This is a genomic window from Micromonospora sp. URMC 106 (assembly GCF_051386395.1).
GTDB lineage: Bacteria > Actinomycetota > Actinomycetes > Mycobacteriales > Micromonosporaceae > Micromonospora.
The window spans coordinates 40,757-53,857 of record NZ_JBPQTP010000020.1; the positions used below are offsets into that span (position 1 = coordinate 40,757).

Sequence of the window (13,101 nt, forward strand, 5' to 3'; positions counted from 1 at the left end):
ACCTCCTGGCCAGTGCTCACGCGGCGATGGCCCGGGCGGCGGCGTACGTGTCGGCGGGCAGCGCGTGGTGCAGCCGCCAGATGATCCGCATGGGCCGGTCGCCGGTGTGCTCCTGGTAGGTCATCGGGCCGGCGTAGAGGTAGGCCGGCGCGCCCAGGTCGCGGTCGGCGACCCGGGTCTCCCGTACGAACAGGTGCACCGTCGACCCGCGCGAGGCGTGGTGGATGTAGCGCTGGCCGGTTGCCGATGCCGACGACGTGGTGCTCTGCGACTCCCACTGGAAGAAGCTGTCGGTGATGGCCCGGTCGGCGTACATGGTGGTGGGAGAGTAGTGCGCCTCTGACTTGACCAGCGTGACGAAGAACAGGTCGGCCTTGGCGTCAGGCAGCCACTTCACCCCCTCGCGCAGCGAGCCCGGGTTCGGCATGCCGAAGGCCGCGCACGCCTCGTTGCGGCTGTAGCGGGCATGCACCCGCAGCGGCACCTCCGCCGACAGCGGCTCCGGCGTGACCCGATGGATTCGGTCCCGCAGCACCTCGGCGACCTGGCGCAGTTCGGCGCAGCGGGGCGGCTCCGCCCAGAGCCGTGCCAGCCGCTCCTCCCGCGAGGTCAGTGGGGCGTTCGGCCCCCACAGGTCGAAGTGCAGCATGTCCCACAGCCGCCCGGCGTCGGGCCGCTCACCCGCCGCCATCCGACCCAACAGCGCCAGCCGGTCCGGGTCGTCGAGGTGCAGCATCCGCCCGATGGCCCGGCCCAGCTCACGGTCGTCCGGCCCGGGTGGCGAGGTTTCCAACCCCGCGAGCCGGCGCAGCCCGGTCCACCCGCCGACGCTCGCCGACCGGTACACGTCCTCGATCTCCACGCCGGTCTCGCGTAGGAACTCGCTCAGGCTGACGTCTCCGAGCAGCCGCAGCTCCGCCACCAGGCCGCGCTTCGACGTCGGCAACGCCGAGCGCAGGTTGCCGAGCACGATGTCCTTGGCCACCCGGTCCAGCTCGATGTGGCAGCCGCTCGGCAGGCTCGGGAAGTCCTGCTCGACCGCGTCGTAGACGGACTTCCGGCTCACCCCGGTCAGCGCCCGCCAGCGCAGGTCGAATCGGAAGTTGGCGTGCTGCGCGCCGATGAAGTCGAGCACGGTCAGGCAGGGCTTGTCGTCGTCCAGGCGCAGCCCGCGGCCGAGCTGCTGAAGGAAGATCGTCGCGCTCTCGGTGGGGCGCAGCATCAGGATCGTGTCGACCATCGGCAGGTCGACGCCCTCGTTGAACAGGTCCACGGTGAAGAGCACCCGCAGCGTGCCCTTGCGGAACTCCGCGAGCAGCGAGTGCCGGTTCGGGGTGTCGACCTGCGAGGTCACCGCCGCCGACGGCACGCCGTGCTCGGTGAACCAGTCCGCCATGAACCGGGCGTGCCCGATGCTGACGCAGAACCCGAGCGCCCGCATCCGGCCGACGTCGACCTTGTCGCGTACCGCCCGCAGCACCGCCCGCGCCCGCGCGTGGTTGCCGGTGTAGAGGCCGCCCAGCTCCGCCGGGTCGTACCCCTGCCCGCGCTTCCAGCGCAGCTGCGACAGGTCCACGTCGTCGTGTAGCCCGAAATACTGGAACGGCGCCAGCAACTGCCGCTCCAGGGCGTCCCACAGGTGCAGCTCCACGGCCGCGCGGCCGTCGAACCACCGCCGCACGTCGCCGCCGTCGGCCCGGTCGGGGGTCGCCGTCAGCCCCAGCAGTACGCGTGGCCGTAGCCGCTCCAACAGGCGGGCGTACGTCGGTGCCTCCGCGTGGTGGAACTCGTCGACGATCACCATGTCGTACGCCTCGGGGTCGATCTCCCGCCGGCTCAGCGACTGGATGGAGGCGAAGACGTGCCGCCAGTGGGTCGGCTCCTTGCCCCCGACGAGCATTTCGCCGAAGCTGCCGTCGCCCATCACCTGCCGGAACGTCGCCAGGCTCTGCCGCAGGATCTGCTCCTGGTGGGCGACGAAGATCAGCGAATCCGCCTTGCCGGCCCTGTGTAGCCGGCGATAGTCCAGGGCGGCGACCACCGTCTTGCCGGTGCCGGTCGCCATCACGACGAGGTTGCGCCAGCGCCCGTGCACGTGTCGCTCGGCGTCCAGGTCGGCCAGGATCTCCGCCTGATACGGGTACGGCCGCACGTCCAGGTTGGCGATCTGGATTGACGCCTCGCCGGGGCGCTCCCCGCTGAGCGCCTGCCTGAGCCGCTCCGCATCCCTGCTGGCGTCGTAGTCCTCGAAGGCGGGGTCGTTCCAGTAGTCCTCGAACGTGGCCGTGAACGTGTCGATGACGTGCGGCTGCTCGACGTTGGAGATCCGCACGTTCCACTCCACGCCGTCGACCAGCGCGGCCTTCGACAGATTGGACGAGCCGACGTACGCGGTGGTCATGCCGTTGCCCCGGCGGAACAGCCACGCCTTGGCGTGCAGCCGGGTGGTCCTGGTCTCGTAGGACACCTTGATCTCGGCACCCAGCTCGGCGAGCCGGTCGAGGGCACGCTGATCGGTCGCCCCGAGGTACGTCGTGGTGATGACCCGCAGCTTGCCGCCCCGGGCGATCAGCTCGCGGATGGCCGGCTCGACGATGCGCAGGCCGTACCACTTGATGAACGCGCAGAGCAGGTCGACCTGCTCCGCCGACGCCATCTCGTGGTTGACCTCGTGGCCGATGCGCGGCTGGTGTCGGCCGTTGACCAGCAGTGCGCCGGTGGAGAGCGGGGTGGTGGGGCGCTGCGGGAAGGAGGGCTGCGCGGGTGGAGTGGGTGGGGCGGCGATGGCGTGCAGGAGGTGTTTGGCGTCGGTGACCTGGTCCTGTGCCGTGGCCGCTTGAGGGCTTACGGCGGCGATGGCGTCGGCGATGCGGTTGGCCAGGTCTACCTGGCGTTGGAGCTTGTCGTCGCCGCCGGGGAGGGCGTGCAGGGCCCGGTGGGCCAGGGTGGCGATGTGGCGGGCGAGGGCGTCGGGGGCGTCGGCGGGGTCGAGCCTGTGGTGCTGGATGAGGGTGGGATCGACGTGCTGGAGGCCAGCGGCCAGCTCGCGAGTAATCAGGTGCTCGTAGACGCCTCGCTCAAGATCCGTCACCCGGGCACGGTAACCGGCCTTGCACTGGATGGCCCTGCCCCGTAGCGCTCAACTGTTGTCGGTTAGGTGACAGTCTGGCCCTGTCTCAGAGAGGATCAACTCGTACGGTTTGGCTGACCTGCTTCACCATGACGTCATACGTAGGTGCGTGGTCCCAGCCAGGACGGAGCATGGTGATCTTCTGCCAGCCCCAGCTTCGATACGCAGCCTGGGCTGCGGTGTTGTCCGGCTCGGCCAGGAGCGTGGCGCGATCCTCGGTGCGCCCAGCGAGTAGCTCGTCGTGCAGCGACTTGGCGATCCCTCGGCGACGCCAGCCAGGGGCCACCATCAACTCGCTGATGGCGAACGTCCGTTTACCGTCCTCGTCGGTGAATCCGGCCGGGATGGGCTCCTGGATGCCACCCCACCAGCGGGTCTCGGCCGGCAGCGGGAAGCCGTAGATGTATCCGACCAGCTCCCCGCCGACCGTGGCCGTGACCAGGTCCCAGCCGTCACGCTGCATGTGGCCGGCAAGCTGCCGGCGGTACCGGTCCTCGCTGTGGAACTCGCCGCCGTTCGCGTACACGGTCAGGTAGAGCTCAACGAGCCGGTCGATGAGTCCGGCCGCCTCTTCGGCGGTGTGGTGCCGGAGCTCCAAGCCTTCGTTCATCCGCGCACCGCCTGTTCGTATGCCTCGACGAACTTCCGAGTCGCAGCGGTCGACCGCTGTGGCTGTCCCAGGTCGGACCGGATCTGCGCGAGGTGGTGAGTCACCCGCCCCGAGCTCACCTGGCTGAGTTCGGGCAGCAGGTTCATCGCCGTGTACGCAGCCTCGTCGAGGTTGCCCTGCCTGTAGGCGGCGCTGGCGAGCTGGACCGAGTAGTAGATCTGATTGCGCCGAAGAACGGCCGAGGGGTTCTCCGTAACGGCCCGGAAGGCGTCGGCGGCGTGACCGGGCCTGCCCAGTGCAAGGTAGGCGAGGCCCTCGATGCCCTTGATCTCCTGCGCGGTGACGAAGTGAAGGAACGGCATGTCGTCCTCACGGGTACCACGTTCGAACTCGCGTTGAGCCCTGCTCATCGCTCGGTGGAAACCGCCCATGTCGTGCAGGGTGGCATACGTGCTCGCGGCACGTAGGTGCAGCAGCGTGGCCAGTCGTGGGGTGCCCCATCCGGCGGAGGACCGGAGTGCCGCTTCGACGGCGTGCAGCGCCTCACCTGGCCGGGTCTGGCAGGTCAGCAGCGCGAGGTAAGCGAATGCGCGTACCTCCATCCGTGGGTCGTCGCAGAAGCGGGCTCTGGTGATCGCGTCATTGAGGTACGCCCTGGCTTCCGCGCGGCGGTTCGCGTCGACGGTGAGCCAGGCGGTTTCTATGGCCAGATCGGCAAGGGTGGCCTGGAGGGCTTCGCCGACGCCCCGGTTGTAGGTGGCCTTCGCCGCCCATTCCGACAGCTGGGCGTGTACCCGGATGGCGATGTCGCAGAGCTGGTTGGCACCCACTGCCGCGTCGGCGCGACGAAACTCGTCCACCAGGGAGCTGACCGCGCGTACATGTTCCATGCCGATGCTCCGGGCCGCGTCGCCAGGTGCGGCGAGCAGGCTGAGGGAACCGGTCGCGGCGATGCCCGCGAGTGCGGCGAGGGCATGGAACTGTCGGCGGTCCGTAGTGCCACCTCCATGGTTCGATGCCGTAGCGTCAGCATCGGCCAGTGCCGGCATGGTGGTGAGTCCGGCGCGTTCCACCGATACGGCATCGTGCCCCGCAACCTTGATCGATCGGGTGGGAAGGCTGAACCACAGGAAGCACGACGGGATCCGAAGCGATTGTGCCCAATGCGTGAGCCGATCCATGTGCACGATCGGTGGTCCGTTCTCCACCCGGCTCAGCTGTGCCTGCGTGATCCCCAGCCACCCCGCCACCACCGTCTGCGGCAGCGGCTGCCGCCCGTGGTACGGATGGCACCGGTACGCCCGGATGACCCGCCCGAGGTGCCGCTCGGCCAGGGCCCGTCGCACCGGCTCGTGCTCCCAGAAGCTCGCCGGCACCACCGGCGGCGTGCTGAGCCTGTCCCGTTCGGCGGCCTGACAGGGTGCGCAGCGCCCGCTGTCGTTGTCGCGGGCCAGTCGCGCGCCACATCGGGGGCAGTTCGCGTGTGTCACCGGCAACCTCGCCATGCGCAGGTGGCTCCGTCCATCTCGCCTTGTCGAGCCTATCCATTGAAGCCCTTCCGTGGCGGTCCGATATACGCGGCGCGTATATCGGCGATGCTCGCGCCGTCATCCGTCGCCGATCGGCCGGGCCGCAGTCTGGGCGCAGACCCGCTCAACGGAAGGAGCACCAATGCTGCTCACCGTCGACAAGACCCGCACCGGCCGAACCCTCGTACCGGATGAGCTGTTCGACCGGCTGACCGCCCGCATCGCCTACGAGCACCCCGAGCTGGCCCCGGAACTGCCGGCCAGGATCATGGATCAGGCGCTGGCCTTCCTCGGCGCGTGTGCCGTCACCGTCGAACCGCTCGGGCCGACCGATCTGGTGGACATCGGTTGGCACACGTTCATCCTCCACACCCACGACTACGCCGAGTTCTGTGACCGCCTCGCCGGCCGTTTCATCCACCACGAGCCCGAGCCCGTGCCGGACGACAGGCGACCGTCCGCCCCGGAGCCGGTCGGCGCCCCGATTTCCCGGACGGTGGCCGCGATCACCGCCGCCGGCTTCGCACTCGACGCGCCGCTCTGGGCAACGCACGTCGCCGACTGCAATTCGAAGTGCCACCAGTGCCACGCCGGCTGCCACGACAGCCCTCGCGGATAGGCCGGCTGACCAGCGGTCCCGGGCATAGACTGCCCGGGACCGCTCGTCGCCGGAAGGCCACCACATGTCGCGTCGCCGCTGGGAGAAACTTCCCGAGGGGGTACGGCGTGACGTCGAGCGACACACCGGCCCGATCCGCTCGGTCGACCCGATCCCGACCGGTGCTGCCAGCGACATCGCCGTCACCGTCGTCACCGACTCCGGCCTCGTCTTCTGCAAGGGTGGCGAGGTCGCCGGCCCGTTCGGCTGGCTCTACCGCAACGAGGCCCGGGTCAACCCGTGGCTGCCTGCGGCGGCTCCCCGTCTGCTCTGGACCGTCGAGCGCGACGGGTGGCTGCTCCTCGGCTTCGGGCACGCCGCCGGCCGTCATCCGGACCTGGCCCCGGGCTCACCCGACCTCGCCCCGCTGGCGGCCCTCCTCGGTGACTTGGGGCGGCGGCTCACGCCGTGCCCACCCGTCGCCGTGCCGTCCTTCGGCGATCGCTGGCGCACACTCATCGCCCCCGAACTGGTCGACGGCGACACCCTCCTGCACACCGACATGACGCCCCGCAACTTCCTGATCGAGCCCGGATCAGGCGGCGACGCGGGGAAGCACCCGACCGTCCGGCTCGTCGACTGGTCCGGTCCCGCCCGTGGTGCCGCCTGGATCGACACCGCACTGCTGCTGCTGCGCCTGATCCGCGCCGGCCACGATCCGGCCGCCGCCGAGGAGTGGGGCCGGCAGGTGCCGGCGTACGCCAACGCACCCGAGGCCGCATTGACCGCCTTCGCCGACGCCCTGGTCGTGCTGTGGCAACGCAAGCAGGAGAGCAACGCCGCGTCCCACCACGGTCCGCTCATCGACGCCGCCCGCCGCTGGGCGGCTCACCGGGCGTGCCCGTACAGACGGGGCAGCTCGACAGCGTCGGCGGCGTGAGAGGCGAGCGCCGCCCATCGCTTGCTCAGGCGCATGTCCGGCTGGGTGATCAGCCGTATACGCAGCGCGTATCTCCGCCACGATCATCGCCGCATACCGGCACCTCTAACCGGAGGTGAAGGTCGACGCATGGCCCGGGGCGGGTGCTGGCTCCGGAGCTGCGTCGACCCGAACGACACAGCTCCGCTCCCGCCCGCCCCGGCGCCGATCCACCGGCCGCGACCCGAGGGGCAGCAGAACGTGTCCACCCTGATCGACGACTTCCCGGTCCTGACTCCGGTCACCGACGAGGACCTCGCCATCGCCGTACGGGCGGTGCGCACGCATGTGCCGGAGAGCTGGCCGGAGGGCGAGCTGTGCCGAAGCGAACGCGTCCCCTACCCCTGCCGTCTCGCCCGCTGGGGCCGGGCCACCCTGGCAGCCGCCGGCCTGCCCGAACCCGAGGCCGACGCCGCACCCGTGGATCGCCTCACCTATGAGGCGGGCGCGTGAACCTGACGGCCGCCTGGGAGGCGGCCGTCGACAAGGGCGTCGACGAGAGCGCCGACGACTTCTGGTGCACGCTGGAGGACGGCCGCCCCGGGCTGCTCCCCGAACGGGACGCCCCGCTGCTCTTCGCCGCGCTCGGCCGCCTGACCAGCGGCGGCGACGAACCCGCCGGGCGGGCGGCGCTGCTGACGGTGCTCGGCCGCGCGTACCGCCGGCACGGTTTGCTGCCCCACCACGCCGCCGTCGGCGAGGCGCTGCGGGCCGCCGTCGCCCGGCAGGCCCGCGCACTGTGGACGCCGCCGCTCGCGGATGCCTGGGAGCGCGCCGGCCGCCGCGTCGCCGAGGCCGTGCGCCACGCCGCCGACCAGGCCGACGACGGCCCGGCCTGGTCGCCCGCCGAGGTGATCGGCCACGACCGGCCGTGCGACACCGTCGCGATCCTGACCGTACGCCCCTGGCGTCGCCTGCCCCACCGGCCCGGCCAGGCGGTCCCGGTCTGCACGCCGCGCCGGCCCGGCCGCTGGCGCTGGCTCTCCCCGGCCAACGCACCGCGCCCGGATGGCACCGTCGAACTGCACGTCCGCGCCCTCGCCGCCGGCACCGTCTCCCACACCCTCGTCCACGACGTACGCCCCGGCGAACTGCTCTGGCTCGGCCCGCCGCGCGATGCCGGCCTGAGCCTCGACCAGCGTCCGCGCCGGGACCTGCTGCTCGTCGCCGGCGGCACCGGACTGGCGCCACTGCGCGCCCTGGTCGAGCAGGTCGCCGCCGCGCCCGACGGCCGGCGGGTGACCCTGGTCGTCGGGGTACGCAGCTTCGCGGAGCTCTACGACCCGATCGCCCTCGACCGGCTCCAACGTGCCCACGACTGGCTGGCGGTCCTGCCCGCCTTCAGTCACGACCCCTGCGCCGAGCCGGCCGAGCAGGGCGACGCCCTCACCATCGCCCTCAACCACCACCGCCCGGACCACGACCTGTACGTCTGCGGCCCACCGCCGATGCTGGCCGGCGCGCGGCTGCGCCTGCTCGCCGTCGGGGTGCCCGCCGACCGCATCCACCTGCCGTACGCGATGGTGCCCTGATGGCCGTGTACCGCAGCCGGCACGCCCTGCCCGACCCGCTCACCCCGGACCGGGTCCTCGGCGTCACGCTGCCGCGCACGTCGCTCTGCCGGCGCGGCTACCGGGTCGACGAGGTTGACGCCCTGCTGCACCGCCTCGCCCACGAGCTGCGCGACCGTACCCGCCAACTAGACCTCACCCGCGCGGAGAACCACCGCATCAAGGAGGCCCTCCGCGCCTGGCAAACTCAACGAGCCGGTGAGCGGCGCGAGGCCCGGCATGCCGGCCGGTGAGCGGTGAGAGCTCGCGCGTCGATCCCCGACGGTTCGTGCGGGGGGAGACGCCCGGCCGGTACCTTCTGGGGATGCCTGACGCCATCCACGACGACCTGCTGGCCGACTTCACGCCCGCCCAGCCGTACACCACGGAGGTTGCGGCGACCGCGCCCCGGTCGCCGGGCGTGCACGTGGTCATCGAGGGCTCAAAGGTCATCTACGTCGGCTACACGGGCAACCTGCGCAGCCGGCTGCGGCAGCACCTGACCGGCAATCGCGAGTCTTCGGTCCTGCACCAGCAGGTCGGACACCAGCTCGACAAACTGGGTCTGGTGGCCTCGGCCGCCGACATCGCCGCCTGGCTTGCCCGGTGCGAGGTTCGCTGGCGGGAGGACGACAACCCGCAGGGCGCGAAGGAAGCCTTGGTTTTGGCACTGAAGCCACGCTTCAACCGGCAGGTGCCGAAGTCGCGCCGTCCCGGCGACGCAGCAGGCTAGGGCGGGTGTCGGCATCGCGCGATTGTCGCGCGGAGATGCACGGCGGGGAGACGGCGACCTGCCGACCCTGACCGTGCCGCGCGGGCCGGTACGCGCCCACCGATGGCGCTGAGCCGTCAGGCCGATGCCCTGACCAGGTTGGGCAGCAAACCGGCGGATTGCAATCGCTCGCACGCGGTGGTGATGTGCGCTGGCGTGAAGAGCCGGGCCTTACGCCCGCTCCACGCCTGGACGCGCTCGATCAACTCGTCGATGTCGCTGGTCGGGGGTCGCGTCTGCGCGGCGTAGTGCACGGTGGCGAGTAGTTCGAGGCTGTACGGAGCCTCGAATCCGTCAACCAGTTCAGCGAGACGCGCCAGTGCCTCCGGGATTTTCCGATCGGAGGAATCGAACCAGGCGGAGACCGCCTCGCTCGTGCCATCGGTCAGATGGATGGGACGCAACTCCTCGACGCGGGAGGAACGGTCGCCGAAACCCACCAGATAGTGCCCTTCGAGGCGGTCAAGAACATGATTGAGGTTGTCGGCGTAAGGCCCGTAGCGCCCCCGGGTGAAGGAAAGGCGCAAGGGCTCGCCCAACACCTGGAGGAAGTAGGCAATCTTCTGGATCTCCAGGGTCGTGATGCCGTCCCGCGGTTCCAGCTCCCGGGCCCGTTCCAGATACCGTTCGATGGCGCGCAGCAGGGTAGCGCGCCCCGACGTCAGTGTTGGCTTTCGCGTGGCGACGGGCATGTCCGATGGTTCGGGGGCGCCTTCGGGCGGGAACAGCAGCACCCGGACGTCGGGCAGATCGGCGAAAGCCTGCTCGATCACCGGGCGGACCTCGCCCCAGTCGAGTCCGCCGTTACCGCAGCCGAGGGCCGGCATCGCGACCGAACCGATGTGCCGCTCCTGGACGACCCGGACGAGATCGGCAAGGCCGGCACGGATGTCGGACAGCTTCGAGTTGGCACGCCAGTGACCCTTGGTCGGAAAATTGATCACGTAGCGGCGGGATCCGAGCAGACCGGAGTCGAATACGAACATGCGGCCCAGCTCGACCTCTTTCGCCGCGCACGCGGCTCGGTAGGCTGCGTAGTTGGCGGGGTAGGCGCGCTTGAACTGGAGGGCGATGCCCTTACCCATCACGCCCACCGTGTTGACCGTGTTGACCAGGGCCTCCGCGTCGGCCGTGAGCAGGTTGCCGTGGCTGATGACGATCATTCGCGCACCTCCCTCCGAGTGAACCCGTAGTACCAGTCGGCCCTGACAACAACGTACGCGTCGATGATGCCAGCAGACCGCAGAACATGCCTCAGCTGCGTCTCCCGCGATGGAGTCCGAACGACGTAGCCGGCGATCAGGTCCAGCGGAAGTTCCTGGTGCACGAGCAGTTCGGCCATGCGTCGCCGCATCCGGTCCTGGTCTTCCGGCACGTCCTTCCAGACCTTCTCCCGCATCAACGGCCAGTCCACGAGGTGGGCCAAGTCACTCAGCCTCGGGGAGAAGCAGGTAATTGAGGCCGCGCAGTTGCCGTCACTGGCCACCCACGGAAGACCCGCGGCGTGCACGCGGTCGACCGAACTGACGAGGTAGACCAGCGGGTCGTCCCCTCCGGGATAGCAGCCGGGCTTGCCGGCCTCGTGTTCCCGCGCGATGCGGTACATCATCGGCGAGCGGGGCGCGAAGTAGAAGGGGACGTAGTCGGCGACGACACCGCCAGGCGGGCACGTCACCCGTCGGGTGCGGCGGCTCGCCTTGATGGCTGCCGACCCCACGTCGGTCACCAGACGTTCGCCCACGACATTGTCCGCGACGAGTCGCCCAGCCGTCAGGATCGCCGGCAGGTTGTCGATGTGGGTGAAATGCATGATCAATGCCCGCTCGGGCGGGCGCTTCCCGATCATGTCAGTCCGATTCGCCCGGGTCGATCCGAGCCCGCGCCTGCGCATGTTCGGGGGAGCAGGTGGAGCAGGCTTGATCCGTCGATCAGCTTCAACGGCTTGCCGGAGGCGAACTCGTCTGAGGCAGGTCCGTAGCCGCTGGTGGTGACAAGGAGGCCCACGTCAGTCCAATGTGTCGTGAGGGTTGGCAGAGCGGACACGATAGCCAGCGCGCGATGACTCCGACACCCTGTGCAGTCGTAGCCATGCGTCACTTGGTGCTGGTATGGCCGGTTTTGCGCCACCGTCATCGACGCCAATTGTCGGATCCCGGACCAGAGGGCGATCGGGCGCCGCAGTACCTTTCGGCCGCCACGCTCCGCAGCGGGTCCAACTCCGACGCCCGCCGTCGAGGGCTGGCCTTCCTGGGCGACTTAACCAGGGGTAATGTCCCGTAGACCTCCGGGGAGGTGGAATCGATGCGTGCTGGGCTGGAGATGCCGCCGGCGGTCGAGGCGGAGCGGGTCATCACAGCCGTGCTGGCCGACCTGCGTTCGGGCGAGCACCGCGGCGTGGTGGTCGACTCCCCGCCGGGGGCCGGAAAATCGACCCTGGTGGTGCGCGCAGCCGTCGAGTTGGCCGCCGCCGGCGAGCCGCTGATCATCATCGCGCAGACCAACGAGCAGGTCGACGACCTCATCGACCGCCTGGCCCGCAAGGCGCCCGAGCTGCGCATCGGCCGCCTCTCGGCCGCCGACTACAGGCCGTCCGAGCGGGTCAGGGGCCACGAGACGGTCCGGGTCGCCGCGAAGGTCGCCGACCTCGGCGGCCCGGCCGTCATCATCGGTACGGCCGCGAAGTGGGCCACGGTCGCGGACGGCTCGTGGCCGTGGGCGATCGTCGACGAGGCGTACCAGATGCGGTCGGACGCGCTGCTGCGCGTGGCCGGCAGGTTCGAGCGGGCGCTGTTCGTGGGTGATCCCGGCCAGCTCGACCCCTTCTCCACCGTCGACACGGCGCGGTGGACGGGCCTGACCTGGGATCCGATGCAGTCGGCGGTGGCCGTGCTGCTGCGGCACAACCCGCAGCTGCCGGTGCACCGGCTTCCCGTGTCGTGGCGGCTGCCCGCGTCGGCGGCGCCGGTGGTCGCGGCGGCGTTCTATCCGTTCACCGGGTTCCGCGCCGGCACGTCCGCCTCGGACCGGGCGCTGTCCCTCACCGAGCCCGGGCCGGGGGACGCGCTGGACCGGGTGGTGGACCTGGCGGCGGCCACCGGCTGGGCGCTGCACGAGCTGCCGGCCCGGCACACCCTGCGTACCGATGCGGAGGCCGCCTCGGCGTGCGCGGCGCTGGCGCTGCGCGTGTTGCGGCGGGGCGCGGTCGCCGTCTCCGAGCACGCGCCGGCGGGCGCGCCCGTCACCGCCGACCGGATCGCCGTCGGGGCCGCGCACCGCGACCAGGTCGCGGCGATCCGCGCGCACCTGGGCGAGGCCGGGGCGGGCATCACCGTGGACACCGCCAACCGGCTCCAGGGCCGGGAGTACGACGTGACGATCGTGCTGCACCCGCTGTCGGGACGGCGGGACGCCACCGCGTTCCACCTGGAGTCGGGGCGGCTCTGCGTGCTGACGTCCCGGCACCGGCACGCGTGCATCGTGGTGGCGCGGGCCGGGATCGGCGAACTGCTGGACGCCCACCCGTCGACCGAGATCGTGCACCTCGACGTGCCGGTGAAGTTCCCGGACGGCTGGGAGGCGAACCAGACGATCCTCGCGCTGCTCGCCGGCGACCGGTCCCGGTGACGCCGTCCCGGCCCGCCTGTTGCGGCAGGCCGGGACGGGACCGGCGCCCCGGGTGACTAGAAGTCGGCGGCCACGGCCATGTTGAACCTGTCGATGGCCGCCTTCTTCTCCGGCGGGAGCGCCTCGACGTCGATCCGGTCGGTCTCGCTCCTCCCGTCGTGGGTGTCGACACCCTTGATGAGGTGATCGACGATGGAGTTCGCCTCGTCGGTGGTGAAGCCTGCGTCGGTCAGGATGTGCAGCGGAAGGTCACTCATGCCGGCCGCCGGTACCCGTCGTCTCCCGCCCCCACACGCCGTCGGGACCCCT

At 70.8% G+C, this 13,101-nt stretch carries 14 protein-coding genes; 7 read left to right on the plus strand and 7 right to left on the minus strand.

Annotated features, from left to right (window positions below):
• Positions 1-16 precede the first annotated feature (16 nt).
• The 3 genes from ACSNOB_RS09660 to ACSNOB_RS09670 form a co-directional block, all read right to left on the minus strand.
• A complete protein-coding gene (locus ACSNOB_RS09660; protein ID WP_436686245.1) occupies positions 17-3,091 on the minus strand; it encodes a DUF3427 domain-containing protein in 3,075 nt (1,024 codons plus the stop codon).
• Positions 3,092-3,176: 85 nt separating this feature from the next.
• Entirely contained in the window at positions 3,177-3,740 is a 564-nt protein-coding gene (locus tag ACSNOB_RS09665; RefSeq protein WP_436686246.1) for an N-acetyltransferase family protein, read from the minus strand.
• Positions 3,737-5,230, minus strand: coding sequence for a hypothetical protein (locus ACSNOB_RS09670; RefSeq protein WP_436686247.1), 1,494 nt, complete (start codon positions 5,228-5,230; stop codon positions 3,737-3,739). Before ACSNOB_RS09670 ends, ACSNOB_RS09665 begins: the two co-directional genes overlap by 4 nt.
• A 181-nt stretch (positions 5,231-5,411) precedes the next feature.
• On the opposite strand from ACSNOB_RS09670, the gene ACSNOB_RS09675 reads away from it, so the two are divergent.
• The 6 genes from ACSNOB_RS09675 (at position 5,412) to ACSNOB_RS09700 (ending at position 9,129) form a co-directional block, all read left to right on the plus strand.
• Complete coding sequence (locus tag ACSNOB_RS09675) at positions 5,412-5,888, plus strand: glycine-rich domain-containing protein (RefSeq protein WP_436686248.1); 477 nt, start codon at positions 5,412-5,414, stop codon at positions 5,886-5,888.
• Between the two features lie 64 nt (positions 5,889-5,952).
• On the plus strand, positions 5,953-6,807 hold the full coding sequence (locus ACSNOB_RS09680) for a hypothetical protein (RefSeq protein WP_436686249.1): 855 nt from the start codon (positions 5,953-5,955) through the stop codon (positions 6,805-6,807).
• A gap of 240 nt (positions 6,808-7,047) precedes the next feature.
• Positions 7,048-7,299 carry a hypothetical protein gene (locus ACSNOB_RS09685; protein WP_436686250.1) on the plus strand — a complete coding sequence of 84 codons (252 nt, stop codon included), beginning with the start codon at positions 7,048-7,050 and terminating at the stop codon, positions 7,297-7,299.
• Positions 7,296-8,378: an FAD-binding oxidoreductase gene (locus ACSNOB_RS09690; protein ID WP_436686252.1), complete on the plus strand. Its 1,083-nt coding sequence runs from the start codon at positions 7,296-7,298 to the stop codon at positions 8,376-8,378. The genes ACSNOB_RS09685 and ACSNOB_RS09690 overlap by 4 nt, the downstream gene beginning before the upstream one ends.
• On the plus strand, positions 8,378-8,650 hold the full coding sequence (locus ACSNOB_RS09695; RefSeq protein WP_436686253.1) for a DivIVA domain-containing protein: 273 nt from the start codon (positions 8,378-8,380) through the stop codon (positions 8,648-8,650). The genes ACSNOB_RS09690 and ACSNOB_RS09695 overlap by 1 nt, the downstream gene beginning before the upstream one ends.
• Positions 8,651-8,721: 71 nt before the next feature.
• On the plus strand, positions 8,722-9,129 hold the full coding sequence (locus ACSNOB_RS09700; protein ID WP_436686254.1) for a GIY-YIG nuclease family protein: 408 nt from the start codon (positions 8,722-8,724) through the stop codon (positions 9,127-9,129).
• A gap of 116 nt (positions 9,130-9,245) precedes the next feature.
• On the opposite strand, the gene darG is transcribed toward ACSNOB_RS09700, so the two are convergent.
• Genes darG through ACSNOB_RS09715 form a run of 3 tightly spaced genes read right to left on the minus strand, consistent with a single transcriptional unit; the run spans position 9,246 to position 11,301 of the window.
• Positions 9,246-10,331, minus strand: coding sequence for a type II toxin-antitoxin system antitoxin DNA ADP-ribosyl glycohydrolase DarG (gene darG / locus ACSNOB_RS09705; protein ID WP_436686255.1), 1,086 nt, complete (start codon positions 10,329-10,331; stop codon positions 9,246-9,248).
• Entirely contained in the window at positions 10,328-11,014 is a 687-nt protein-coding gene (gene darT / locus ACSNOB_RS09710; protein WP_436686256.1) for a type II toxin-antitoxin system toxin DNA ADP-ribosyl transferase DarT, read from the minus strand. Before darT ends, darG begins: the two co-directional genes overlap by 4 nt.
• Positions 11,011-11,301, minus strand: coding sequence for a restriction endonuclease (locus ACSNOB_RS09715; protein WP_436686257.1), 291 nt, complete (start codon positions 11,299-11,301; stop codon positions 11,011-11,013). The genes darT and ACSNOB_RS09715 overlap by 4 nt, the downstream gene beginning before the upstream one ends.
• A gap of 168 nt (positions 11,302-11,469) precedes the next feature.
• On the opposite strand from ACSNOB_RS09715, the gene ACSNOB_RS09720 reads away from it, so the two are divergent.
• Entirely contained in the window at positions 11,470-12,792 is a 1,323-nt protein-coding gene (locus ACSNOB_RS09720) for an AAA domain-containing protein (RefSeq protein WP_436686258.1), read from the plus strand.
• Between the two features lie 56 nt (positions 12,793-12,848).
• On the opposite strand, the gene ACSNOB_RS09725 is transcribed toward ACSNOB_RS09720, so the two are convergent.
• A complete protein-coding gene (locus ACSNOB_RS09725; protein WP_393102691.1) occupies positions 12,849-13,049 on the minus strand; it encodes a hypothetical protein in 201 nt (66 codons plus the stop codon).
• Between the last annotated feature and the right edge of the window lie 52 nt (positions 13,050-13,101).

Bases quoted from the DNA above. Each gene is read 5' to 3' on its own strand.
- darT (WP_436686256.1), bottom strand. From the start codon at position 11,014: ATGATCGGGAAGCGCCCGCCCGAGCGGGCATTGATCATGCATTTCACC.
- ACSNOB_RS09720 (WP_436686258.1), top strand. From the start codon at position 11,470: ATGCGTGCTGGGCTGGAGATGCCGCCGGCGGTCGAGGCGGAGCGGGTC.
- darG (WP_436686255.1), bottom strand. From the start codon at position 10,331: ATGATCGTCATCAGCCACGGCAACCTGCTCACGGCCGACGCGGAGGCC.
- ACSNOB_RS09665 (WP_436686246.1), bottom strand. From the start codon at position 3,740: ATGAACGAAGGCTTGGAGCTCCGGCACCACACCGCCGAAGAGGCGGCC.
- ACSNOB_RS09675 (WP_436686248.1), top strand. From the start codon at position 5,412: ATGCTGCTCACCGTCGACAAGACCCGCACCGGCCGAACCCTCGTACCG.
- ACSNOB_RS09725 (WP_393102691.1), bottom strand. From the start codon at position 13,049: ATGAGTGACCTTCCGCTGCACATCCTGACCGACGCAGGCTTCACCACC.
- ACSNOB_RS09715 (WP_436686257.1), bottom strand. From the start codon at position 11,301: ATGACGGTGGCGCAAAACCGGCCATACCAGCACCAAGTGACGCATGGC.
- ACSNOB_RS09680 (WP_436686249.1), top strand. From the start codon at position 5,953: ATGTCGCGTCGCCGCTGGGAGAAACTTCCCGAGGGGGTACGGCGTGAC.
- ACSNOB_RS09695 (WP_436686253.1), top strand. From the start codon at position 8,378: ATGGCCGTGTACCGCAGCCGGCACGCCCTGCCCGACCCGCTCACCCCG.
- ACSNOB_RS09700 (WP_436686254.1), top strand. From the start codon at position 8,722: ATGCCTGACGCCATCCACGACGACCTGCTGGCCGACTTCACGCCCGCC.